Below are 23,003 nucleotides of genomic sequence, written 5' to 3'. Positions count from 1 at the left end.
CTCCTTAGGTTAAAACCATCTCTTACGGATGAAGTAGAAGGTGAGTGATAGGCTGATTGCAAAGGCGAAAAGAATAATCCACCAAAAAGCATAGGGAATATCGTTAAAAGGAATGATGTTGTCCTTAAAGTTCATACCGTATGCAGAGAAGACCATGGTTGGGATAGAGAGAACGATTGTCACTAATGCCAAGGTTTTCATGATGGTATTCTGGTTGTTGGAAATGATAGAAGCAAAGGCATGGGTCATAGAGTTCAGGATGGAACCATAGATGTCTGCCATCTCAATGGCCTGTTGGGTTTCGACCAAGGTATCTTCAAGCAAATCCTCATCCTCTTCATACTTACGGAGTAGACGTGAGGAACTAGCAAGTTTTTTGACCAAACGCTCATTGGTTTTGAGGGAAGCCTTGAAGTAGACGATGGTTTTTTCCAATTCCATGAGTACAATTAATTCTTCATTTCGAGTGGCCTCATGGAGTTGCTTCTCAATCTCTTCGCTCTTTCTGTCAATGGTCCGTAGGGCTGACAAGTAGAGTTGGGCATTGCGGTAGAGAATTTGGAAAACGAAACGAGACTTCATGAAAGTGAAGAAATTCCGTAGACGACGATGGATAAACTGCTCAAACAGTGGCAATGGTTCCAAACAAGTCGTGATAATCGCATCATCTGTTAGAATAATTCCCAAAGGAATAGTAATATAATATGTCTTGTTGTTTCGTTCTTCAAGAATTGGGACGTCGACCAGGATGAGCGTATAATCATCTTCGACGGTGATACGAGAGGATTCTTCCGCATCGAGCGGTGCTCGCAGGTCAGCGATGTCAATTTTATAGTGCTCAGCAACTTCCATAGACTCGCTCTGGGAGGGGTTGACCAAATTAATCCAAGCCCCTGGTTCAAAGGTTTGAATTTCTTCTAAATCAGTCATGGTTGATAGAAAAATTTGTTTCATATCTTTGCCCTCCTTTTATCTTTGTTGCGTTAACGCAACCTCTATTATACCAAAAAATGTGCAGTTTCGGAAAGGTTTTATATAGAAATGTGGTATAATATGTAGACATTTAAGCGAATAAGTTGTACGAACTTTTTCTAATCTCTCATGGTACAGCTAGATCCTCTTAAGAAAGGAATTGAATGCGGGCTAATGATGTTGGTGTAATGAGGAAAACTGCGTTTTCCCTATTTCCCGATTGTAACAGTCTCCCAGACTGTTACAACGCCCTCTGTATCTTTAGAAAGGAATTGAATGGTCGAGTTTTATAGGGTTTTCTTAACGTGAGATTTTCAAAACGATATTTTTTGAAAATCGAGCTAATACAAGATATAGAAATTGCCCATAGGCAGTTTCGTCTGGTGACGCGGAGTTAATCGACCGTCACCAGTTATCTTGTGAACGCACTTATATCTAGAAAGGAATTGAACACGCCCTAAACGCTGTGTGAAAAATTGCTGGTTTCTTCATGTTTAAGCGTGTGGAACTGGTTTCTGCGTCGTAGACATCTGTGCTTTCTTCAGTTTTCGACCTGTGAAAGCACTAGTTGTCTTGACGGGGGTGCGTCTTCGAAATCACAGATTTCGGACTTACCGCCTATTTTCACCGTGCGTTTTATGGGCTCTGTATCTTAGAAAGGAATTGAACATGGGCTAAATGCAGTGTCAAAAATTGCTGGTTTCTTCATGTTTAAGCATGTGGAACTGGCTTCTGCGTCGTAGACATCTGTGCTTTCTTCGGTTTTCAACCTGTGAAAGCACTAGTTGTCTTGACGGGGGTGCGTCTTCGAAATCACAGATTTCGGATTTACCGCCTGTTTTCACCTTGCGTTTTACGGGCTTTGTATCTTAGAAAGGAATTGAATGCGTGCTAAAAGCGTCGAGAAAAAGATACATAGATGTTTCAACTTTAGTTGATTACAGCTGTGGATACTGTAAAGTACAAAATGTTTCGTCACTGATATGACGTCACATTTTCCTATTTTCTTCTCGCTTTCTTAACGCACTTATATCTAGAAAGGAATTGAACACGGGCTAAATGCAGTGTCAAAAAGATAAACTTCCTTGTGTCTTTCAGACACATCGTCAGTTTCCTATTTTGACTGTGCATTTAACGCCCTTTGTATCTTAAATTATGCAAGAAAATATTGTGATTCATGGGGCACGTGCCCATAATTTGAAAAATATTGATGTGACTATTCCGCGTGAGAAGTTGGTGGTGGTGACTGGTTTGTCAGGCTCTGGTAAGTCGAGTTTGGCTTTTGATACCTTGTATGCCGAAGGCCAACGCCGCTACGTAGAGTCCTTGTCTGCCTATGCTCGTCAGTTCTTGGGCAACATGGACAAACCGGATGTGGATTCTATAGAGGGTCTCAGCCCTGCTATTTCAATTGACCAAAAAACAACCTCGCGTAACCCACGATCGACAGTTGGTACAGCGACGGAAATCAATGACTATCTCCGCCTGCTTTATGCTCGGGTTGGGACACCATACTGTATCAATGGCCACTGGGCAATCGCAGCTTCCTCGGTGGAACAAATTGTTGATGAGGTCTTGGAATTGCCAGAACGCCAGCGTTTGCAAATTCTAGCTCCGATTGTACGCAAGAAAAAGGGGCAGCACAAGACCGTTTTTGAGAAGGTGCAGAAGGATGGCTATGTTCGGGTCCGTGTCAATGGAGATGTCTATGATGTGTCGGAAGTGCCAGAATTATCAAAGAGCAAGGCGCACAATATCGAAGTCGTAGTCGACCGAATTGTCATCAAGGAGGGCATTCGCTCGCGGCTTTTTGACTCCATTGAGGCGGCCCTGCGGATTGCGGACGGCTATGTCATCATTGACACCATGGACGAGAAGGAACTGCTCTTCTCTGAGTACTATGCCTGCCCAGTTTGTGGTTTTACGGTACCAGAGTTGGAGCCTCGTCTTTTCTCTTTCAATGCGCCTTTTGGGTCTTGTAGCGATTGTGACGGTTTGGGCATGAAGCTGGAAGTGGATACGGATTTGATTGTTCCGGATGCCAGCAAGACCTTGCGTGAGGGTGCCTTGGCTCCGTGGAATCCAATCTCTTCTAACTACTACCCTCAGATGCTGGAGCAGGCCATGAATCACTTTGGTGTGGATATGGACAAGCCTTTCGAGGAATTGACGGAAGAGGAGAAGAACCTGATTTTCAACGGTTCTGACGGCAAAGAATTCCATTTCCACTATGAAAATGAGTTCGGTGGGGTGCGTGATATCGATATTCCCTTTGAAGGCTTGATTACCAACATCAACCGTCGTTACCGTGAAACCAACAGTGATTATACGCGGACGGTTATGAAGGCCTATATGAATGAGTTGACCTGTGGAACTTGCCATGGCTATCGCCTCAATGACCAAGCCCTGTCTGTCAAAGTCGGTGGCGAGCAGGGACTGCATATCGGGCAGTTGTCTGACTTGTCCGTAGCGGATCATTTGCAAGTGATTGAACATCTGACCTTGTCTGAAAATGAAGCAACCATTGCGACGCCCATTGTCAAGGAAATCAAGGATCGTCTGTCCTTCCTTAACAACGTTGGTCTAAATTACCTAACGCTTTCACGAGCAGCGGGGACATTGTCTGGTGGTGAGAGCCAGCGGATTCGTCTGGCGACCCAGATCGGCTCCAACCTGTCTGGTGTTCTCTATATTCTGGATGAGCCGTCGATTGGTCTGCACCAACGGGATAATGACCGTCTGATCGCTAGTCTTAAGAAGATGCGGGATTTGGGCAATACCTTGATTGTGGTGGAGCACGATGAGGACACCATGCGTGAGGCGGACTGGTTGATTGACATCGGTCCAGGTGCGGGTGTCTTTGGCGGAGAAATCGTGGCTTCTGGAACGCCTGCCCAAGTGGCTAAAAACAAGAAATCCATTACAGGCCAGTACCTGTCTGGTAAACGTGAAATTCCAGTTCCTTTGGAACGTCGTGTTGGAAATGGTCGATTCTTAGAGGTGACCGGTGCCAAGGAAAACAACCTGCAAGATGTGACTGTTCGTTTCCCACTCGGAAAATTTGTGGCGGTGACAGGGGTGTCTGGCTCTGGTAAGTCAACTCTGGTCAATTCCATTTTGAAAAAAGCTATCGCTCAGAAGCTCAATCGAAATTCGGACAAGCCAGGTAAATTTAAGTCTATTTCAGGAATTGAACACTTGGACCGCCTGATTGATATTGACCAAAGCCCGATTGGACGGACACCACGTTCCAACCCAGCTACTTACACAGGTGTTTTTGACGATATTCGGGATTTGTTTGCCCAGACCAATGAAGCCAAAATCCGTGGCTACAAGAAAGGACGTTTCTCCTTTAACGTCAAAGGTGGACGGTGTGAAGCTTGTTCTGGTGACGGGATTATCAAGATTGAAATGCACTTCCTGCCCGATGTCTTTGTGCCATGTGAGGTCTGTCATGGACACCGTTACAACTCGGAAACCTTAGAAGTACATTACAAGGAGAAAAATATCGCTCAGGTCCTTGATATGACTGTCAATGACGCGGTCGAGTTCTTCAAACACATTCCAAAGATTGAGCGGAAACTTCGTACTATTCAAGATGTGGGCTTGGGCTATGTGACTTTGGGACAACCTGCGACCACTCTATCAGGTGGGGAAGCCCAGCGGATGAAGTTGGCTTCTGAACTCCACAAGCGGTCAACTGGTAAATCCTTGTATATCTTGGACGAGCCGACGACAGGTCTGCATACGGAGGACATTGCCCAGTTGCTCAAGGTCTTGGCCCGCTTTGTTGATGACGGCAACACTGTCCTTGTCATCGAGCACAATCTGGATGTGATTAAGACAGCCGACCACATTATCGACATGGGACCAGAAGGCGGTGTCGGCGGTGGTACCGTTGTCGCGACAGGAACGCCAGAAGAAGTGGCTCAAAATCCAGCCAGCTTTACAGGTCAGTATTTGAAAACTAAGTTGAAATAAGCAAGTAAAAAAGAGCCATCGGCTCTTTTTTACTGTTCTTTATCCATATTATTCAAGGCATAGTCACAAGCCTGAATGACAAAGCTTGAGAAACTGACATCTTTTTTGACGATTGCTTCCTCAATTCTATCTACCAACTCTGACGGAAATCGAATGGTTTTGATTTCTGTTTCTTTTTTATCTGATTTTAATTTAAATGCCATTTATTTGCTCCTTGTTACAAGTGTATAGCGAAATAAATGAATATGAAATATTACAAATTGTATTACTAAATGTATTACAAAAATAAAGAGTGTATAGTAAAATATTTTGGAAGACTATTTCATAAAAGGGAGAATTATATGGTTTATAGTAGAACTCAGCGCATCCAAGAAGAAAAGAATCAGCGTTTACGATATGGGATTCGTAAATTTACAGGCTTAGGAGCCGCATCTGCTCTATTAGGAGTGGGTTTACTAACAAGTTTATCGGTTCATGCACAGACTAAGACGGCAGAGGTTCGTTATGATTATGTAACGACTGAGGAATTGACTGAGGCAGAGAAAAAGGCGATTTTTACAGAGCTTCCAGCTCAGGTGACAGAAGATGTGAACTACTATCTTGTGTATAGAAAAGTAGGGTCTTCAATTTTGCCACAGACAGGAGAAAGCACAGGTGTATTAGCTGGAGCTATTGGGGCAGGCTTGCTACTGGTTGGTATAACTGTTGGTCGGAAAAATCAACGGATGGTTCGCTCAGCAATGACCTTGACCTTGGTAGGAGGCAGTCTGGTTTTCACCTCTGTATCTGCCGTGACGGTTGCCCAGCTGGCTCAGTATGGTCAAACTCAAACATTGACAGTAGGATCAGCACTCCCAGATGGAAAGATTTCAATTGCAGGTTATGAGTTTGTAGGTTATTTGGAGGGGAAAAAGCAGAGCAGTGAGACAAGTCCAACTCTACCTACTGGTTCAATAGATAAGGCAGAAGAAAATGAGAATCTACTTGTCCAACCAACCCAACCAGCAGATGAGAACAAATCAGACATCCCAGCAGAATCAACTCCGTCAGAGGACAAGGCAACAGACGCTTCGGCAGAACAGAAACCATCTGAAGACAAGGTTGAAGAAGTCCCAGCAGAAAGTAAGCCAGCGGAGAAACCCGTTGAAGAAACAGGAGGTGGTCAGGTTATCGGTACAGAAGACAAGGTTATTTCAGAAACGGAGAAACCAGTCCAACCAGAAATACCTGCGCCAGTGGAAAAACCAGCTGTACCAGGGGAAAAGGAAACGACTGTTACACCTGGTGAAGAGAAACCTGTTAGCCCAGAACTTCCAACTAATCCAGCAGAACCAGATCGACCTGTTGATACAGTTCGAACAGATGTAGAGAACCAGGTAACTGTCATCAAGTATGGAACTAGCTATGTGAAAGATACAAGTTTGCAAGCTGGAGAAAGCAAGGTTCTTACATAAGGTGTGGATGGAAAGGAAATAGTCACCACTAAAGTAACCTATACCAATAATGTAGAGACCGCTCGTGAGATCGTTGCGACTGAAACAATTGAACCTGTTACAGAAGTAATCGCCTATAATGATGAGGTTTCTAAAAATCGAGAAGAGCTTATAGAAAGCTTGACGACTATTTCATTTGCTACAGAGCGTCGTGCCAATGCGGATCTGGAAGTAGGCTCCGAATGTGTACTGGTCGCAGGAGTTAATGGACAAACCAAGACCCTTACAAAGAAAGTCTATGATTCTACAGGTGCAGTCATTAGTGAAGAAGTGGTCAGCACGGAAGTTATTGCTCAACCAGTCACGCAAGTCATTGAATACGGTACTAAGCCAAAGTCTGTTGTTGAAACAACAGAGGAAACCAAGGTCACAGAGCTTGACTACACTGTTGAAACTCGTCAGAATCCAGACTTAGAAAAAGGTCAAACTCGTACACTTACAAAAGGAAGAAAGGGAACACTAACCCAAACCTATCGCATTACTAAGACAGACGGCAATGAAACGGCGCGTGAATTAGTAAAAGAAGAGCGTGTCGAACCGGTAAATGAGATTATTGAAGTCGGTACAAAGGCTGTTGTTCGTTATCAAACTCGCCAAGAAACAAGTGTCATTCCATTTACTACAGAAACTCGTCAGGTGGATAGCTTATTTGAAGGTGAAAGTCGTGAGTTGGTAGCAGGAGTGGACGGTCAGCAAACACAGACCTATAAGGATACCTATGTGGACGGCGTCAAGGTTGCCTCTGAAATGGTGGGTCAACCAGAGGTTATTCAGCCAATTAAGCGTATAGTAGAAGTTGGTATCAAGAAAGAAGAGACCAGTCAAGTTCTGACAGAAACGGAGGTGCTTGCCTATACTTCAATCAAGGAAGAAGATCCGAATTTCCCAGAAGGTGAAACAAAAATCAAAGTTCAGGGAGTAAACGGAGAGCGTAAGGTCCGTATCACACGGGTCACCAATAACCGTACTGGTCAAGTAAGCGAAACCCGCGAGGTTATCTCCGAGACTGCACCAGTCAATGAGGTCCTTGTGGTCGGCACTAAACCTGCCAGCACTAGCCTACTCGACAAGAAGACGCTAACGCTGGATGAGTTCATGAGCCTCACCGAGGAGCAGCAGGACGCCTTCATCGCTAAGAAAGGAACCGTACCTGGCACGACCATCCGAACTGGCGCAACCAAGGACACCCTTGAGAAGGTGGAGCAGCTCATCAACCTCGACAAGCTCAACGCTGAGTTCGTCAGCCTGCTTAACGCAGCCCGTGCGGCAGAAGGCCTATCGGCTGTAACATACGCAGGTCAGGGCTCAGACGCTCAAAACGCGGCGAATGCCCGTGCCAACGAAATGGCGGACCACGGTAGTCTTCGCTATCAAGGTACCGCCGACGGCGCTCACAAGCGCCCAGACGGTTCTAAGTGGACGACCATCTACACGGCAGAGCAGACTGCTCGACAAGGCTGGCGTGGTGAAAACGCACTCCAGATGGGCGCAGCTCTTAGCGCATACAGTGCCATCGACGAGAGCGACATCGCAAACGGTCTCTTCACCGAGTGGATGAACTCCGCAGGACACAAGACTGTCATGATGAAAAAACTGGACAACCTCCAGGTGGCAGTCGGCATCGGACTCAACGACAAGGCCATCGAGACCACCTTCAGAAATGGTGTGACCGTGGCTATGCTGGAATTGGTTGAGCCGAAACCGTAAAGGAACTGAAAAAAATTGTCGAAATTGCATGGATGGTATTATACTATAGGAGAACATATGAAAAAGAATTTTTTAAAATTGTTGGTGGCAATATCAACGTTAAGTCTAGTAGCTTGTAGCCAGACGGAACAGACTGGTCAAGTGAACCAAGAAACCTCTAGTAGTACACAAAAGGTGACGGAAAGCTCAAGTACAACGAAGAGTGAGAAAGTAGTCAGCAGCCCAGATGATTTTCCTCGTGTAGATGAACATACTGAAATCGATGCTGAAGCAAAGCAAGCTGTAAAAGACTATGTAGGATTTTATTCAGGAATAGTTGAAATTCCGTCAGCTGAAACAAGTCATGCTCCCGATGATAATTTGACCGTATTTTATAAGATTGATTTTGCAATCAACGAAGATGGTAGCTATGAATTGTATCTAGAGCGAGATGTTCCTGGAAGTCAAATAGGGCATTTGTATGTCACAAAAGACAATCAAATGAATGCTACACTAAAGGTTGGGGAACTTCATCAAGGTAAGTTCGAACTAGAATATGGACAACTGTTGCTTTCAGAAGGTCCTAGCCTAACTCAAGGTTTTCTTGGAGAAGATGGAGAATTACTGCCAATGTATGGCTTTTATGGCAGTGATACACCAACAAACTATCTTGGTGTAACAGATAATGATGAAATTGTTGTAAAAGACGGTAAAGTACAGGCTACCTTTTATTTGTCTGCTTATACCGACAAAGCAACTGTCATTGACCTTGAAAAACAAACAACAAGACCAACATCATTGAAGTACAGTACAGAACAGATTAGCCAATATTCAGCGGAACATTACAAAGAATTGGGGATGGCGTCTGAAGTGACCTATCAGTACAATACAGTAAATGAGTTTCTACAGGCACTCAGATTGCGTCATACGACTGAGAAAAAAACGTTAGAAAAAATAAAAGTTGTTGATGGTAGTAGTCTGACTGGCTATTATACTTCTGATAATAAGGAAATTAAAAATATCAAATTTGCGATATTCGATGGGCTATCTAACTCTTACTATGTTTATACGGGAGATAAGGTTTATCAACTCGAAAATGAACATGAAGCCAAAGAAATAAAAGTTATACCAGAACTCATTGATTACATTAGTTACTCTGTAGGTTAAAAGGAGAGTAGGATGAAAAAATTATTAATCCTTATTTTAACGAGCGTCATCGTATTTTTCTTAGTTGCTTGCGGAGCTAAAAATGATAATGGAACCTATACCTATTCAAGGGAAAAAGACGGCACTACTTATACAGTAATTATCAAAATTGAAAATAATACTGGAACCCTTACTTTTGAAGAAAAAGGGGAAGATGGTCAAACTCAATCTGAGGAACAGGGACTGACTGTTGATCAGGAGAGAAAAACTCTAACGGCAGAAAATGATAATTCGACCGTGGATTATGAAATTGTTGATGGGGTCCTAACATTAGACACTCTTGATTCAACTTTAGCAAATGCAGAGTTTACAAAAGAATAAACGTAAATACTCTGTTCCATTTGTCAGAAAAGTCGCTCTAGCGGCTTTTTTGTCTGATTTTTTCTACGCTTGATAAGCTAGTACAAATCAGATATAATATAAAAAATAAGTTGCTTAACAAGGAGACCTCCATGCAATCGGAATACGTTTTATTGTGCAGTCCATACAGATACAGTTCAGTTTTTGCCAATTCAGTCAATAGACAATTTATCGAAAAAGAACTAATGAGTGTCGTCATGCCAGGTGTCAATATGATGACCAGAGGCCTGTTGCGAACCATGTTAGAAACAAACTATGGTATTACAGATTATTCAAGTTTAAAAGAAGAAATTGATAAACTGGAAGATGGCCGTTATCATGCTTTAGAAGATGTTTCTTCATTTATTGATGGAATAGGCACTCCTGATGTAAAAGACTTTTACCTTTCTTTAAATTCATTAACAGGTTCTCAACTAATCAAAGGCTTTGACGACTGCCGTATAATTGATGTCTTGACGAAATCGTATGCTACTCGCTTGATTACTAAAGAAGAATTTGAGGAACTGTTTACCAAGCAAACAGAGCGTATCAAAAATAGTTATCAGACTTGGGAACAATACCTAGCATCTTGTGTAATGGGAAAATTACTTCAGTATGTTCCTAGCTCAGAAACGATTACAAGCGTTGAGGAATATGTGGTAGATGTTTATTCTTTTTGTATTGCACCGACGAATGTCTTTTCTTATGGTACTTTTTGGGCAAATCATGAGTTAGCCAACTTGACAGCCTTTTTAGAAAACTTCTTACCTGAAGAAATTGTTAAAGAGTTAAAAGCAAGGCAGGATCGTGTGGATTATAAGGGTGAGATTCCAGGACTTACTGCGCCTTCAAATGATTTGCTTGCTTCCCTAGAAGGAACCTCTATAGACCCAACTTTTATCGATTATGAACGCTATCAGTACCTGAGCGAACTTGCAGATTACGTTTTTTGGACTCCCCTTATTGAGAATAATCTTGAATGGATGATTGCAGAAAAAAACTTGCAAGAACAAGATACAATTCTTTTACCAAAGGAGTATGCAAGTCTTTATTCGGCTAGAGTATTTTGGTATCATTATCCAAGCTACAAGGAGTTGCATGAAGAACATATTTTTGCCATGTTTGAAGGAACTCTAAGTTTAAATCTTATCTTTACAGAGGAAGCTGTCTACACCTTTAAGAAGAAATTATTCGGCAAACCAGCACTTGTCAGAATCCCTTGGGAACAAGTTGAGTTGAGCTCCTCACTTAATTTATGGATGGAAGAAAGTAAAATTCATTTTGGCAAAAAGACAATCTCTAATGTCAGTCCAGTTTTAAGCGAAATCGGCCTAAATAGTAAGGCTGTTGACGACCTAGATTCTCAAGAAAGGAAAGCTCTTGAAAATGAATGGCAACAAAAAATGAATCAATTTTTAGAGGGTATTCCTCAACGGATTCGTGAATTTAAAGGGAAATGAGAAGAAACTCTTAATGCTGTTTTGAAAAGTCGCTTAGGCGGCTTTTTTGCATGTTGGAGGCTATTCCACTTCGATTAATTAAATATATTTAGAGATATGGTATAATATAAACGATGATACAATTACAACGAACTCAACCAACTTTACAACCTTTTACAAAATGGACTGGTGGGAAGCGACAACTGCTTCCGGTTATAAAATCTCTTATGCCAGACAATTATAATAGTTACTTTGAACCATTCATTGGTGGTGGGGCGGTATTTTTCGAACTCATTCCGAAAAAAGCAATTATCAATGATTTCAATAGTGAGCTTATCAACTGTTATCGTCAAATAAAAGATAATCCCCAAAAACTCATTGAACTACTAGTCGAGCATCAAAAAAACAACTCTAAAGATTATTATTTAGAACTACGCTCTGTTGATAGAGATGACAGAATCCATGCCATGACCGACACCGAACGTGCTGCTCGTATCATGTATATGTTGCGAGTTGATTTCAATGGCTTGTATCGTGTTAATTCTAAAAATCAGTTCAATGTACCTTATGGTCGCTATAAAAATCCTAAGATTGTTGATAGTGAGTTAATTTTATCTATTTCTCAATATCTAAATAAAAATAATATTGAGATTTTGACGGGGGATTTCGAAAAAGCTGTTGAAGATGTAGGTGCTGGAGACTTTATTTATTTTGACCCACCGTATATACCTCTTTCAGAAACAAGTGCCTTTACATCTTATACTCATGAAGGTTTTTCCTATGAAGAACAAGTTAGATTGCGTGATGTTTTTAGAAAACTAGATAAGAAAGGTGCCTATGTAATGCTATCCAATTCATCTAGTCCGTTAGTAGAAGAATTGTATAAAGGTTTTAATATTCATAAAGTAGAAGCCATTAGGACTAATGGGGCGAAAGCATCAAGTCGAGGAAAAATATCAGAATTTATCGTAACTAATTATGACAAATAACGAATATAAGTATGGAGGGGTTATTATGACGAAACCATACTATCATAAAGAGAATTCCATACTTGTTCATGCGGACACTTTTGAGTTTTTGTCAAAAATGAAACCTGAAAGTATGGATATGATTTTTGCGGATCCGCCGTACTTTTTGAGTAATGGTGGAATATCTAATTCAGGTGGTCAAGTTGTATCAGTTGATAAAGGTGAGTGGGATAAAGTTTCCTCACTTGAAGAAAAGCACAACTTTAATCGACGCTGGATTCAGTTAGCTAAAAAAGTTTTGAAACCCAATGGGACGATTTGGATCTCAGGTAGTTTCCACAATATTTATTCAGTTGGAATGGCTTTAGAACAAGAAGGTTTCAAAATTCTGAATAATATTACATGGCAGAAAACGAATCCTGCCCCCAATTTATCCTGTCGTTACTTTACACATTCAACTGAAACAATTCTTTGGGCGAGAAAAAATGATAAGAAAGCTCGTCACTATTATAACTATGATTTAATGAAAGAGTTAAACGATGGAAAACAGATGAAAGATGTCTGGACTGGTGGATTAACAGCAAAATCAGAGAAATGGGCTGGCAAGCATCCCACTCAGAAACCAGAATATCTTTTAGAGCGAATAATATTAGCTAGCACAAAAGAAAATGACTACATTCTAGACCCTTTTGTTGGTAGCGGAACAACTGGTGTTGTTGCGAAGCGATTAGGTAGAAGATTCATTGGAATAGATGCCGAACGAGATTATTTAAAAATAGCGAAAACGAGATTGGAGAAAGAAAGTGGAAAAAAATAGAGACTTTGAAAAATGGTTGTCTACCATGACAGACACTATAGCGGATTGGACTTATTATACAGATTTTCCAAAAGTCTATGATAATGTGGAAAGTATAAAAGTTCCTCTTAATATTATGAATAGTCTTATTGGTAGCAAAAATATACAACAAGATTTTTTAGATTTGTACCAAAATTATCCAGAAGTTTTGAAAGTTATACCAATCCTTATTGCGAAACGTTTGAAAGATACAATTATTGTTAAAGACCCTATAAAAGATTTTTATTTTGACTTTTGTAAGCCAAACTATAGTATTGAAGAATATGCTATGTTTTTGGAAAAGTCAGGGATTTTTGATTTACTCGAGAAGCATATTATATCAAATCTAGTGGACTACGTTACAGGAGTCGAAGTCGGCATGGATACTAACGGTAGGAAGAACCGTACTGGACATGCTATGGAAAATATTGTGCAAAATTATCTAGAGGCGGCTGGTTATGTTTTAGGTAAAACTCTATTCAAGGAAGTCTATCAAAATAAGATTGAGGAACTCTTCTCAGTTGATTTATCTGCCATCACTAATGAGGGAAATACAGCCAAACGATTTGACTTTGTTATCAAGCATAATTCAACTATTTATTTGATCGAGGTTAATTTTTACTCAAGTGGTGGATCGAAATTAAATGAAACAGCACGTTCATATAAGATGATTGCAGAAGAAGCGAAGACAATTCCTAATGTGGAATTTATGTGGTTTACTGACGGAAAAGGTTGGCATAAGGCTAAGAAAAATTTACAAGAAACTTTTGAGGTTTTGCCTCACTTGTATAATACCAACGATTTAAAAAATAATATTTTAAAGACTTTAAAATAGTTTAGGCAATGATTAAATTTTCCCTAAAAATTAGCCGAAGGCTCTAGTGTAGACGTATCCGATAAAATGCGTATGTTCTTTATGGGAAATGCTCTCGTAACTGAAATCGTACGAAAAATTGGAGAGTATATAAAAGTATTGGATTAGTGAAAGATTCCATTTCTCTGTGACATACTTAAAACAGTCGCTCTGCGGCTTTTTTGTCTGCTGATAATAATTGGTATTTGTCTGTATTTCTGCTATAATAGTTACAAAATCTTTGGAGGTAGCTTATGCAAGCGCGTGTGGAAAAATTTGAAGCAAAATTAGCTCAATCAACTGTTGATGGAATTTTGGTAACGGGACAGAACAATATTTACTACCTAACTGGTTTTTGGGGGACAGAGGCGACTGTCTTCATCAGTGGCAAGCGTCGTTTGTTTGTGACTGATTCGCGTTATACTTTGATAGCCAAGGCATCAGTAAAAGGTTTTGATATTATCGAGAGCCGTTTTGCCCTTGAAGAGATTGCAAAGGTGATTAAGGAAGATGGGCTTGAAAAAATTGGTTTTGATAGCGAGGTGACCTATGGTTTCTATCAAAGTCTGACCAGTATTTTTGAGGGCTATCAACTGGTTGCTATGTCAAACTTTATCGAAGACTTGCGCATGATTAAGGATGAGAAAGAAATTGCGACCATCCGCCGTGCATGTCAAATTTCGGATCAGGCTTTTATTGATGTTCTTGACTTTATCAAACCAGGTCAGACGACTGAGATGGACGTCAATCATTTCCTTGACCATCGCATGCGCCAACTAGGTGCCGAAGGGGCATCATTTGAGTTCATCGTGGCATCTGGCTACCGCTCTGCCATGCCCCATGGAAGAGCCTCAGAAAAGCTTATCCAGACTGGTGAAACGCTGACCTTGGACTTTGGCTGCTACTACCAACATTATGTCAGTGATATGACGCGTACCATCCATATCGGTCATGTGACAGATCAAGAACGTGAGATTTACGATGTGGTCTTGCGGGCCAATAAGGCTTTAATTGAGCAGGCCAAGGAAGGTGTCACCTACCGCGAGTTTGACGCTATTCCTCGTGAGATTATCAATGCGGCGGGTTACGGAGCCAACTTTACACACGGCATCGGTCACGGTATCGGTTTGGATATTCATGAATATCCGTATTTTGGAAAATCTGACGAGACTATCAAGGCAGGTATGGTCTTGACGGATGAGCCTGGTATCTATTTGGATGACAAATATGGTGTCCGTATCGAAGATGACCTATTGATTACGGAAAAGGGTTGTGAAGTCTTGACATTAGCACCCAAGGAATTGATTGTCATTTGAGAAATTTGACAGTTTGTGGTAGAATAAAGCGAATAAATAAAATTTGAAGAGGTATTCAATACAATGATTGAAGCAAGTAAACTTAGAGCAGGTATGACCTTCGAAGCTGAAGGTAAATTGATTAAAGTTTTGGATGCAAGCCACCACAAACCAGGTAAAGGTAACACCATCATGCGTATGAAATTGCGTGATGTACGTACAGGTTCAACCTTCGATACAACTTACCGTCCAGATGAAAAATTTGAACAAGCTATTATCGAAACAGTTCCAGCACAGTACCTTTACCAAATGGATGACACAGCTTATTTCATGAATACTGAGACTTACGATCAGTATGAAATTCCAGTAGCGACTATCAAAGAAGAATTGCTCTATATCTTGGAGAATTCCGATGTGAAGATCCAGTTCTACGGAACAGAAGTGATCGGTGTTACTGTACCAACAACTGTTGAATTAGTCGTTGCAGAAACACAACCATCTATCAAAGGTGCGACTGTTACAGGTTCAGGTAAACCAGCTACGATGGAAACAGGTCTTGTAGTCAATGTACCAGACTTTATCGAAGCAGGTCAAAAACTCGTTATCAACACAGCTGAAGGAACTTACGTATCACGTGCTTAATCGTTTCCTCTTAAGAAAGGAGAGCCTATGACAACAGAATATCAAGGCGAGATTGTTATCGCACCTCGCGTCCTTGAAGTAATTACAGGCATTGCTGCAGCGAAAGTTGATGGAGTGCATTCCCTTCAAAATAAGCGTGTAGCAGACAGTTGGTCAAAAACATCGTTAAATAAAGGTGTTTATCTTGAAACTGACGAGGAAGGTCGAGTGACTGCGGATATTTACGTCTATCTAGAATATGGTGTAAATGTTCCTGCCGTATCAATGGACATCCAGCGTGCAGTCAAGACAGCAGTTTACAACTATGCAGAAGTTCAAGTGGTTGCGGTTAATATCCATGTCAGCGGCATTGTTCCTGATAAAACACCAAAACCAGCATTGAAAGATTTATTCGGAGAGGATTTCCTTGATGAAGAATAATAGACATGCCCTGCGTAAGTGTGCTTTGCAGGCAATCGTATCACTTGAATTTGGTCAAGAACCTGTTCAGGCAGCTCAGTTTTCTTATCTTTATGATAGAGAGGAAGAGCAAGATGGAGTTGAAATTCCGCTCTTTCTCCTTAACCTTGTCAATGGTGTAGCAGACTATCGTGATGACTTGGATAAGGAGTTATCTAGCCGATTAAAAGCAGGATGGACCTTAGACCGTTTAACCTTGATTGACAAGAATATCATGCGACTAGGCCTATTTGAAATCTTACATTTTGAAGAAACGCCAGACCGCGTTGCTGTTAACGAGGCTATTGAATTGGCTAAAGAATTTTCTGATGAATCTTCAGCTAAGTTTATCAATGGAGTTTTGAGCCAGTTTATTAAAGAAGAAGCCTGATGAGCTTCTTTTTTATACTCAACAAAAATCAAAAGCAAACCAGTCAAGTGTTTTTAAACCATTGTCTACTAACAATTGGTTTTAAAATAGACCAATCTAACTCTCGTATTACTTCTTGAAGCTTGTTTATCACATCGTCTAGTGTTTTAAAAGCTTTATTCTTAAACCCTCTCTTTCGAATCTCAGCCCAAACTTGTTCAATTGGATTCATTTCAGGAGTATAGGGAGGAATAAACTCAAAACCAATATTATGTGGTTTCTCTAAGGTACTTGATTTATGCCAAACGGCATTGTCCATCACTAATAAAATATAATCGTCAGGATAAGCTTCAGATAGTTGTTTGAGAAAAACATTCATCCAATCTGTATTACAGCCCCCAGCGATAATGAAGAAGGACTCTCCTGTATGGGCATCAACAGCACCATAGCAATAGCGATACTCACGAATATAGTGACTATGTACATGCGGTCTCACCCCTTTTGGTGCCCAGGCCTTCCCAATTTTACTGATCCGACCGAAACCCGCCTCATCTTGATACATTAGCCTGACTTTATGATAGCGACGACTATTCTTGAAGCGCTTTCCTGTTTTCGTGAATGAAGATTTTATTTTTAGACGCTAGAATCGTTTCGGCGTCTGCTTTTTTAGGGTGTTCTGGTCTTGGCGTCACTTTGCGCCAACCATGGCGTTTAAGAATGGCATAGAATCCTTCCTTGGTCGTAGGGTGTCCAACCCGTTTCTGATAAGCTTCATAGAGAGAGTTTATCGTCACAAATTCGCCATTTAGTGAGGCTGTTAACTGTTCTTTTAGAAACGCTTCCTCTTCTTGAAGGGTTAAATATTGACGGTTCCGTCCACCTCGCGTTTCTCTTACTAGAGCTGAAATCCCCTCAAGTTCGTACTTGCGCTGTAAGGACCAGATTGTATACTTTGAATAGCCGATGAGGTTAGTGATTTCCTTATAGCTAAGACCTTCTGCTCTGAACAAGATAACTTGAAGTCGTCTATGAAATGGAGAATAGGTTTTATCTTTCAAATAAGTTTTTAATTCTTTCGTTTGTTCGATAGTAAGTTTCATAAATCTATTATAGGTTAGTTTTTGTTTTTTGAATAGTATTACTTGAGAAATAAGAGAATGTATCACAAAAAAGCTGCACCTAATTTTTATTAGGTACAGCTTTTTTTATATACTAGCTCCTGCTAGTAGGCTAATCGGTAGGATATAGTCTGTTTTTGTCAATTTCTTTCCTTCGATTTTATCAACTAATAGTTCAACCAGCAGTCGAGCTATTTCGGTTAATGGTTGCTTGATGGTTGTCAGTTGAGGGTAGTAGTTTTCGATGAAACTGGTTCCATCATAACCAATCAATTTAATATCCTCTGGAATAGACAGTTTCAATGAACGAATGACGTTCCATACCAGCATAGCCGTTGCATCGCCAGATACAAAGATACCATCTGGTTTTTGCTTTTCAAGAATGGCTCGGATTTCCATCTCCTTGCGCACAGGTGAGAAATCACTGGAGATATGAAAAACGTCAGCTTTGTTCAAAATAGATGTGAAACCTACTTGGCGAAGACCGGTAGGTGAATTGGAATCATCGTTCCCCGTAATCATTAATGGATTGTGACATCCCGCTTTTTGTAAGGTTTGGGCAGCTAATACCCCGCCAGCAAAATTATCGGAAGAGACAATGGGAATGGAAGGAGAGAGGTTGCGGTCAAAAGCGATAATTGGAGCTACGACACGGTCGTAGTCTTGGATACCGAGATTGTGACTGCCCGAGATAATCCCATCTACTTGGTTAGCTGCTAACATTTCTAGATACTCACGTTCCTTATCGGACTCGTGCTGGCTATTGCAAATAATGGTTTTATAGCCTCGATCAAAAAGCTCTTTTTCTAAATGGCTAATCAATTCAGAATAAAAAATATTGTTTATTGTTGGGAAGATAAGACCAACTAATTTTGCAGATTTACCTTGCAAACTACGAGCTAAATTATTAGGTTTGTAGCCCAGTTCACGCATAGCCTCTTCGACATTGCGAATGGTTTTTTCAGATAGGTATCCTTTTTTATTGATAACGCGCGAGACAGTTGTTGGGCTAACCCCAGCTAACTGTGCGACATCAGTTAGTTTTGCGACCATAATCTAAATGGTAGTAGGTTCCGGTCGGATTACCAGTCGTAATGACGATACCAGACTGATCCGCATCAGGGAAGACACGACCAGAAAATACTTTCTCTCCTTTATTGATAAAGATTTCAAAGACAGATTTGTCGATGAAGATATTGGCTGTAAGAGCTCCTGGAGAAATCTCGCAAGAGCGACTTGTGCCGAAATCGAGTGCGAATGGCTGACCACAGTTGCCGCGGTCCAATGTAATCTGGCCTTGTTCAGTGTCTACAGACAAGACCAAGCCTTTTTCTGCTTCATTTGCGAACAATACGATTTCGTGCTTCGCGCCCGCTGAAAAATCAAGTTCCAATTCGTAAACATTATTGGTTTCTTTTTGGGCTGAAAATGGCTGAGCTTCTCTACGAAGACTGGTAATCGCATCGACTGGATATTGGTAGAGCTTACCGTCCTTGATGGTTAATTCTTTAACCAATGACAGACAGCCTTGGTAGTCATAAGCATCGGTTGGGTATTCCACATCTGGAAGTGCCAACCAGCTAACAGATAGAGTTCGACCGTCTGGTGCATTAAAGGCCTGGGTTGCATAGCACTCAAAACCATGGTCCAGATTGATCAATTCGCTCGGTTCGACAATGCTTGCTGTTTCAGGATCGAAACTCTGACCAATCTTGTACATATTTGGATAGATATTGCCATAGTCCAATACCTCTTTGTCCAAGCCTTGTGGACAGTAGAGAAGGATGGGTTGCTCACCGACGAACGCAATATTTGGGCATTCCATCATATAAGCGGTCATATCATTGGCAAAATCTAGGTCACCAATATAGGACCAGTTGAGGTAGTCGTTATTTTCAGCTTTATAAAGTTTGACAATTCCCTTTTTATCCAAATTTTGTCCACCGACGATAGCGTAATATTGCCCTTTATAGTTGAAAATTTGTGGATCACGGAAATGGTCGGTGGTATCTTCTGGTTGCTCAATCAAGACTTTATCAATCTTTTCAATCTTACCATCTTTATCCATCAAGGCACCGATTTGGTATGGATGGCGAACCCAATTTTCATCGCGGACATTTCCAGTATAGAAGAGGAAGAGCTTGTCGCCAAATTCCATGGCAGATCCAGAGTAGGCACCGTGGCTATCAAGTGGTGTATCTGGGTACATAACCGTACCAGTTTCTTCAAAATGGACCAAATCCGTTGATTCTGTATGGACCCAAGATTTTAATCCGTGCGCAGCACCGAATGGGAAGTATTGGTAAAAAAGAGTCCATTTTCCATTAAAATAAGAAAATCCATTTGGATCATTTAATAGTCCATGTGGTGTTTCAATGTGGAAATTTGTCCTCCAAGGAGAACTCTCTGTATTCTTCTTTATTTTTTCAATATATTCGGGTGTCCAGTCAGCATAAGCTCTGTAACGCTCCTCTGTTGTAAATGCCATAATTTTCTCCAAATTTTCTAGTTTTTCATTAATATAGTAAACGTTTTCTTGCAAAAAATCAAGTTTTAACAATGTTTTTAAGAAATTCAAAAAAAAATGTGATAAACGTTTGACATATTTTATAAAAGTGATATAATAAAACCATCGAAAGTTTGAAAACACTTTCAAAAAAGCAAAAAATATTTAATAAGGAGATTTTTGCAAGATGAATAATACAGAAATTGCAAAAAAAGTCATTGATGCCCTTGGCGGACGTGAGAACGTACGCAGTGTTGCCCACTGTGCGACTCGCCTTCGTGTTATGGTTGTTGATGAAGGAAAAATCGACAAGGATACAGTAGAAGATATCGAAAAAGTACAAGGTGCTTTCTTCAACTCTGGTCAATACCAAATCATCTTTGGTACTGGTACAGTAAACAAAATCTACGATGAAGTGGTTGCCCTTGGTTTGCCAACAGCGACTACTGGTGAACAAAAAGCTGAAGCTGCTAAACAAGGTAATGCTTTCCAACGTGCTATCCGTACTTTCGGTGACGTATTCGTTCCAATCATTCCTGCTATCGTAGCAACTGGTCTTTTCATGGGTCTTCGTGGTCTTCTTGGAGCTCTTGGTTATACTCTTCCAGAAGATTTGAACGTTTACTCACAAATCTTGACAGATACAGCCTTCATCGTATTGCCAGCCTTGGTAGTATGGTCAACATTCCGTGTATTCGGTGGTAACCAAACAATCGGTATCGTTCTTGGTATGATGCTTATTGCGGGTCAGTTGCCAAACGCTTGGGTTGTAGCATCAGGTGGCGATGTGAAACCAACTATCTTCTTCGGTTTCATCCCAGTTGTAGGTTTGCAAGGTTCAGTATTGCCAGCCTTCATCATCGGTTTGATCGGTGCTAAATTTGAAAAAGCTGTCCGCAAGGTTGTTCCAGAAGTTCTTGACCTCTTGGTAACACCATTCGTGACCTTGTTTGTAATGTCTATTCTTGGCTTGTTTGTCATTGGTCCAGTCTTCCACGTGGTTGAAAACTACATCTTGGCTGGTACACAAGCTATCTTGAACTTGCCAATGGGTCTTGGTGGTCTCCTTATCGGTGGTGTTCACCAAGTTATCGTTGTATCAGGTGTTCACCATATCTTCAACTTCTTGGAAGCTCAATTGGTCGCAAACACTGGTGCTAACCCATTCAACGCTATCATCACTGCAGCTATGACAGCACAAGGTGCTGCTACAGTAGCGGTTGGTGTGAAAACTAAAAATCCTAAATTGAAAGCTCTTGCTTTCCCAGCAGCTCTTTCTGCCTTCCTCGGTATTACTGAGCCAGCTATCTTCGGTGTTAACTTGCGTTTCCGCAAACCATTCCTTCTTTCATTGGTTGCGGGTGCCATCGGTGGTGCTGTAGCATCTCTTCTTGGTCTTGCCGGTACAGGTATGGGTGTTACTATCATCCCAGGTTTGACACTTTACGCAGGTAATGGTCAAATTCTTCCATACATCCTTATGGTTGCCGTATCATTTGCTCTTAGTTTTGCTCTTACTTACCTCTTCGGTTATGAAGATGAGGAGAAAGAAGTAAAAAAGCCTAGTGCTTCAGCACAAGAAACAGCTGAAACGCTTGAAGAAGCAGAAACAGGACTTGTAGCTGAAGAAACTCTTGTATCTCCACTTTCAGGTGACGTTGTTGCTCTTGAAAATGTTAATGACCCAGTCTTCTCATCAGGAGCTATGGGTAAAGGTTTGGCTGTTAAACCATCTGAGGGTGTTGTTTACGCTCCAGCAGATGCAGAAGTAACAATTGCTTTTGAAACAGGCCATGCTTACGGATTGAAAACAGCGTCTGGTGCTGAACTTTTAATTCACATCGGTATTGATACTGTATCAATGAACGGTAATGGATTTGAAAAATTAGTAGCAGCAGGTGATAAAGTAAAAGCTGGTACTCCGATTGCTAAATTTGATGCAGCTAAGATTACTGAAGCAGGTCTTGATGATACAACTATGATCATTGTAACCAACACTGCTGACTTTGCAGAAGTATCTCCACTTGCAGAGGGAACAATCACTCACGGTGTAGAATTCTTGAAAGTAGCTAAGTAATCTTATATAAAATCGATTTGTAGAGTCTGCCTCTACTGCATAATTAACAAGAAAAAGGCTGAAAGCCTTTTTCTTCTGTTATGGCTTCGAGCCAGTTTTTCTCGTAGAGAAAAACAAGAAAACCACCAGCTATGCTGGTGGCTGCCAAGGCTTTGAGCTTCCATTTCTTTTTCCTGTTATAATCAAATTGTTCAGGTTAGATAAAGGAGGAAAAAGAAATGGCTAAAACCAGTTACAGTTTATCACATACCAAATGGATGTGCAAATATCACATAGTTTTCACACCTAAGTACCGAAGAAAATCCATTTACTACAAAATTAGACAGGACTTAATTGATATTTTCCGTCATCTATGTCAATACAAAGGCGTGGAAATCATTGAGGGACACATGATGCCAGACCATGTTCATATGCTTGTTTTGATACCTCCGAAACTTTCGATTTCCGATTTTATGGGATATTTGAAAAGCAAAAGTGCTCTAATGATATTTGATAAACACGCTAATTTAAAATATAAGTATGGAAATCGAAAGTTTTGGGCCAGAGGCTACTATGTTAGTACCGTTGGACTGAATGAAAAGACAGTTGCGAAATATATTCGCGAGCAGGAGAAAAATGACATTGCACTTGATAAATTGAGTGTCAAAGAGTATGAAGATCCATTTTCAGATGGTAGTTTTAGAACGAGATAAAAGCCCGTTGTTACGGGCATTAGTCAAGTAATTATAGCACTAACCTGAACGAAGTTCAGCGAACGTCTTTAGACGTCGCTGGAGAGAAACGGC

19 protein-coding genes and 3 pseudogenes are annotated in these 23,003 nt (G+C 40.9%); 16 read left to right on the top strand and 6 right to left on the bottom strand.

What is annotated here, in order from left to right; translation table 11 throughout:
* Positions 1–9 precede the first annotated feature (9 nt).
* Complete coding sequence (locus K6969_RS10225) at positions 10–954, bottom strand: magnesium transporter CorA family protein (protein ID WP_002939248.1); 945 nt, start codon at positions 952–954, stop codon at positions 10–12.
* A gap of 1,173 nt (positions 955–2,127) precedes the next feature.
* Between K6969_RS10225 and uvrA the strand changes: the two genes are divergently transcribed.
* Entirely contained in the window at positions 2,128–4,953 is a 2,826-nt protein-coding gene (uvrA, locus tag K6969_RS10220; RefSeq protein WP_171942710.1) for an excinuclease ABC subunit UvrA, read from the top strand.
* A gap of 29 nt (positions 4,954–4,982) precedes the next feature.
* Here the strand turns inward: uvrA and K6969_RS10215 are convergent, their stop codons facing one another.
* Positions 4,983–5,156: a YlcI/YnfO family protein gene (locus K6969_RS10215; protein WP_002942417.1), complete on the bottom strand. Its 174-nt coding sequence runs from the start codon at positions 5,154–5,156 to the stop codon at positions 4,983–4,985.
* Positions 5,157–5,294: 138 nt separating this feature from the next.
* Here K6969_RS10215 and K6969_RS10210 point away from each other — a divergent pair, with 138 nt between their 5' ends.
* The 13 genes and pseudogenes from K6969_RS10210 to nusB all read left to right on the top strand — a co-directional run bounded on the left by K6969_RS10210 (position 5,295) and on the right by nusB (position 16,538).
* Positions 5,295–6,407: an LPXTG cell wall anchor domain-containing protein gene (locus tag K6969_RS10210; RefSeq protein ID WP_228381546.1), complete on the top strand. Its 1,113-nt coding sequence runs from the start codon at positions 5,295–5,297 to the stop codon at positions 6,405–6,407.
* Between the two features lie 3 nt (positions 6,408–6,410).
* Entirely contained in the window at positions 6,411–8,153 is a 1,743-nt protein-coding gene (locus K6969_RS10205) for a G5 domain-containing protein (RefSeq protein ID WP_321537403.1), read from the top strand.
* 57 nt (positions 8,154–8,210) lie between these two features.
* Positions 8,211–9,299: a hypothetical protein gene (locus K6969_RS10200; RefSeq protein WP_029173501.1), complete on the top strand. Its 1,089-nt coding sequence runs from the start codon at positions 8,211–8,213 to the stop codon at positions 9,297–9,299.
* Positions 9,300–9,311: 12 nt separating this feature from the next.
* On the top strand, positions 9,312–9,659 hold the full coding sequence (locus tag K6969_RS10195; RefSeq protein WP_029173502.1) for a lipoprotein: 348 nt from the start codon (positions 9,312–9,314) through the stop codon (positions 9,657–9,659).
* Positions 9,660–9,790: 131 nt separating this feature from the next.
* Positions 9,791–11,137 carry a DUF1266 domain-containing protein gene (locus K6969_RS10190; RefSeq protein WP_029173503.1) on the top strand — a complete coding sequence of 449 codons (1,347 nt, stop codon included), beginning with the start codon at positions 9,791–9,793 and terminating at the stop codon, positions 11,135–11,137.
* A gap of 113 nt (positions 11,138–11,250) precedes the next feature.
* Complete coding sequence (locus K6969_RS10185; RefSeq protein ID WP_029173504.1) at positions 11,251–12,105, top strand: DNA adenine methylase; 855 nt, start codon at positions 11,251–11,253, stop codon at positions 12,103–12,105.
* Positions 12,095–12,901: a DNA-methyltransferase gene (locus tag K6969_RS10180; RefSeq protein WP_029173505.1), complete on the top strand. Its 807-nt coding sequence runs from the start codon at positions 12,095–12,097 to the stop codon at positions 12,899–12,901. Before K6969_RS10185 ends, K6969_RS10180 begins: the two co-directional genes overlap by 11 nt.
* A 25-nt stretch (positions 12,902–12,926) precedes the next feature.
* Positions 12,927–13,754 (top strand): type II restriction endonuclease, encoded by an 828-nt coding sequence (locus K6969_RS10175; RefSeq protein ID WP_043024831.1) that lies wholly within the window; start codon positions 12,927–12,929, stop codon positions 13,752–13,754.
* A 27-nt stretch (positions 13,755–13,781) separates the two neighbouring features.
* Positions 13,782–13,901: pseudogene (locus tag K6969_RS10170) on the top strand (DNA methyltransferase); the annotation flags it as partial.
* Positions 13,902–14,026: 125 nt separating this feature from the next.
* Positions 14,027–15,088 carry a M24 family metallopeptidase gene (locus K6969_RS10165; protein ID WP_029173507.1) on the top strand — a complete coding sequence of 354 codons (1,062 nt, stop codon included), beginning with the start codon at positions 14,027–14,029 and terminating at the stop codon, positions 15,086–15,088.
* Positions 15,089–15,151: 63 nt separating this feature from the next.
* Positions 15,152–15,709: an elongation factor P gene (efp, locus tag K6969_RS10160; RefSeq protein WP_002942436.1), complete on the top strand. Its 558-nt coding sequence runs from the start codon at positions 15,152–15,154 to the stop codon at positions 15,707–15,709.
* 27 nt (positions 15,710–15,736) lie between these two features.
* Entirely contained in the window at positions 15,737–16,129 is a 393-nt protein-coding gene (locus K6969_RS10155; RefSeq protein ID WP_024376408.1) for an Asp23/Gls24 family envelope stress response protein, read from the top strand.
* Positions 16,119–16,538 carry a transcription antitermination factor NusB gene (nusB, locus tag K6969_RS10150; protein WP_024376407.1) on the top strand — a complete coding sequence of 140 codons (420 nt, stop codon included), beginning with the start codon at positions 16,119–16,121 and terminating at the stop codon, positions 16,536–16,538. The genes K6969_RS10155 and nusB overlap by 11 nt, the downstream gene beginning before the upstream one ends.
* Before the next feature lie 43 nt (positions 16,539–16,581).
* On the opposite strand, the pseudogene K6969_RS10145 reads toward nusB, so the two are convergent.
* From K6969_RS10145 to K6969_RS10135, 4 genes and pseudogenes are all read right to left on the bottom strand, one after another.
* Positions 16,582–17,428 (bottom strand): annotated as a pseudogene (locus K6969_RS10145) (IS630 family transposase); the annotation flags it as partial.
* Between the two features lie 3 nt (positions 17,429–17,431).
* Positions 17,432–17,617 (bottom strand): annotated as a pseudogene (locus tag K6969_RS12405) (helix-turn-helix domain-containing protein); the annotation flags it as partial.
* Between the two features lie 105 nt (positions 17,618–17,722).
* Positions 17,723–18,688, bottom strand: a complete 966-nt coding sequence (locus K6969_RS10140; RefSeq protein WP_029173682.1) for a LacI family DNA-binding transcriptional regulator — start codon at positions 18,686–18,688, stop codon at positions 17,723–17,725.
* Complete coding sequence (locus tag K6969_RS10135) at positions 18,669–20,123, bottom strand: sucrose-6-phosphate hydrolase (RefSeq protein WP_171943213.1); 1,455 nt, start codon at positions 20,121–20,123, stop codon at positions 18,669–18,671. The genes K6969_RS10140 and K6969_RS10135 overlap by 20 nt, the downstream gene beginning before the upstream one ends.
* Positions 20,124–20,328: 205 nt before the next feature.
* On the opposite strand from K6969_RS10135, the gene K6969_RS10130 reads away from it, so the two are divergent.
* The gene (locus K6969_RS10130; RefSeq protein WP_171943214.1) at positions 20,329–22,218 is read left to right on the top strand and encodes a sucrose-specific PTS transporter subunit IIBC; all 1,890 of its coding nucleotides are present in this window, start codon (positions 20,329–20,331) and stop codon (positions 22,216–22,218) included.
* A 218-nt stretch (positions 22,219–22,436) separates the two neighbouring features.
* Positions 22,437–22,910 (top strand): IS200/IS605 family transposase, encoded by a 474-nt coding sequence (gene tnpA / locus K6969_RS10125; protein WP_024378560.1) that lies wholly within the window; start codon positions 22,437–22,439, stop codon positions 22,908–22,910.
* Positions 22,911–23,003 lie beyond the last annotated feature (93 nt).

The organism is Streptococcus suis (assembly GCF_019856455.1).
In the GTDB taxonomy this organism is placed as follows: domain Bacteria; phylum Bacillota; class Bacilli; order Lactobacillales; family Streptococcaceae; genus Streptococcus; species Streptococcus suis_AE.
This window is presented reverse-complemented; position numbering and strand designations above follow the sequence as displayed.

Bases quoted from the DNA above. Each gene is read 5' to 3' on its own strand.
- K6969_RS10225 (WP_002939248.1), bottom strand. From the start codon at position 954: ATGAAACAAATTTTTCTATCAACCATGACTGATTTAGAAGAAATTCAA.
- uvrA (WP_171942710.1), top strand. From the start codon at position 2,128: ATGCAAGAAAATATTGTGATTCATGGGGCACGTGCCCATAATTTGAAA.
- K6969_RS10215 (WP_002942417.1), bottom strand. From the start codon at position 5,156: ATGGCATTTAAATTAAAATCAGATAAAAAAGAAACAGAAATCAAAACC.
- K6969_RS10210 (WP_228381546.1), top strand. From the start codon at position 5,295: ATGGTTTATAGTAGAACTCAGCGCATCCAAGAAGAAAAGAATCAGCGT.
- K6969_RS10200 (WP_029173501.1), top strand. From the start codon at position 8,211: ATGAAAAAGAATTTTTTAAAATTGTTGGTGGCAATATCAACGTTAAGT.
- K6969_RS10195 (WP_029173502.1), top strand. From the start codon at position 9,312: ATGAAAAAATTATTAATCCTTATTTTAACGAGCGTCATCGTATTTTTC.
- K6969_RS10190 (WP_029173503.1), top strand. From the start codon at position 9,791: ATGCAATCGGAATACGTTTTATTGTGCAGTCCATACAGATACAGTTCA.
- K6969_RS10185 (WP_029173504.1), top strand. From the start codon at position 11,251: ATGATACAATTACAACGAACTCAACCAACTTTACAACCTTTTACAAAA.
- K6969_RS10180 (WP_029173505.1), top strand. From the start codon at position 12,095: ATGACAAATAACGAATATAAGTATGGAGGGGTTATTATGACGAAACCA.
- K6969_RS10175 (WP_043024831.1), top strand. From the start codon at position 12,927: ATGACAGACACTATAGCGGATTGGACTTATTATACAGATTTTCCAAAA.
- K6969_RS10165 (WP_029173507.1), top strand. From the start codon at position 14,027: ATGCAAGCGCGTGTGGAAAAATTTGAAGCAAAATTAGCTCAATCAACT.
- efp (WP_002942436.1), top strand. From the start codon at position 15,152: ATGATTGAAGCAAGTAAACTTAGAGCAGGTATGACCTTCGAAGCTGAA.
- K6969_RS10155 (WP_024376408.1), top strand. From the start codon at position 15,737: ATGACAACAGAATATCAAGGCGAGATTGTTATCGCACCTCGCGTCCTT.
- nusB (WP_024376407.1), top strand. From the start codon at position 16,119: ATGAAGAATAATAGACATGCCCTGCGTAAGTGTGCTTTGCAGGCAATC.
- K6969_RS10140 (WP_029173682.1), bottom strand. From the start codon at position 18,688: ATGGTCGCAAAACTAACTGATGTCGCACAGTTAGCTGGGGTTAGCCCA.
- K6969_RS10135 (WP_171943213.1), bottom strand. From the start codon at position 20,123: ATGGCATTTACAACAGAGGAGCGTTACAGAGCTTATGCTGACTGGACA.
- K6969_RS10130 (WP_171943214.1), top strand. From the start codon at position 20,329: ATGAATAATACAGAAATTGCAAAAAAAGTCATTGATGCCCTTGGCGGA.
- tnpA (WP_024378560.1), top strand. From the start codon at position 22,437: ATGGCTAAAACCAGTTACAGTTTATCACATACCAAATGGATGTGCAAA.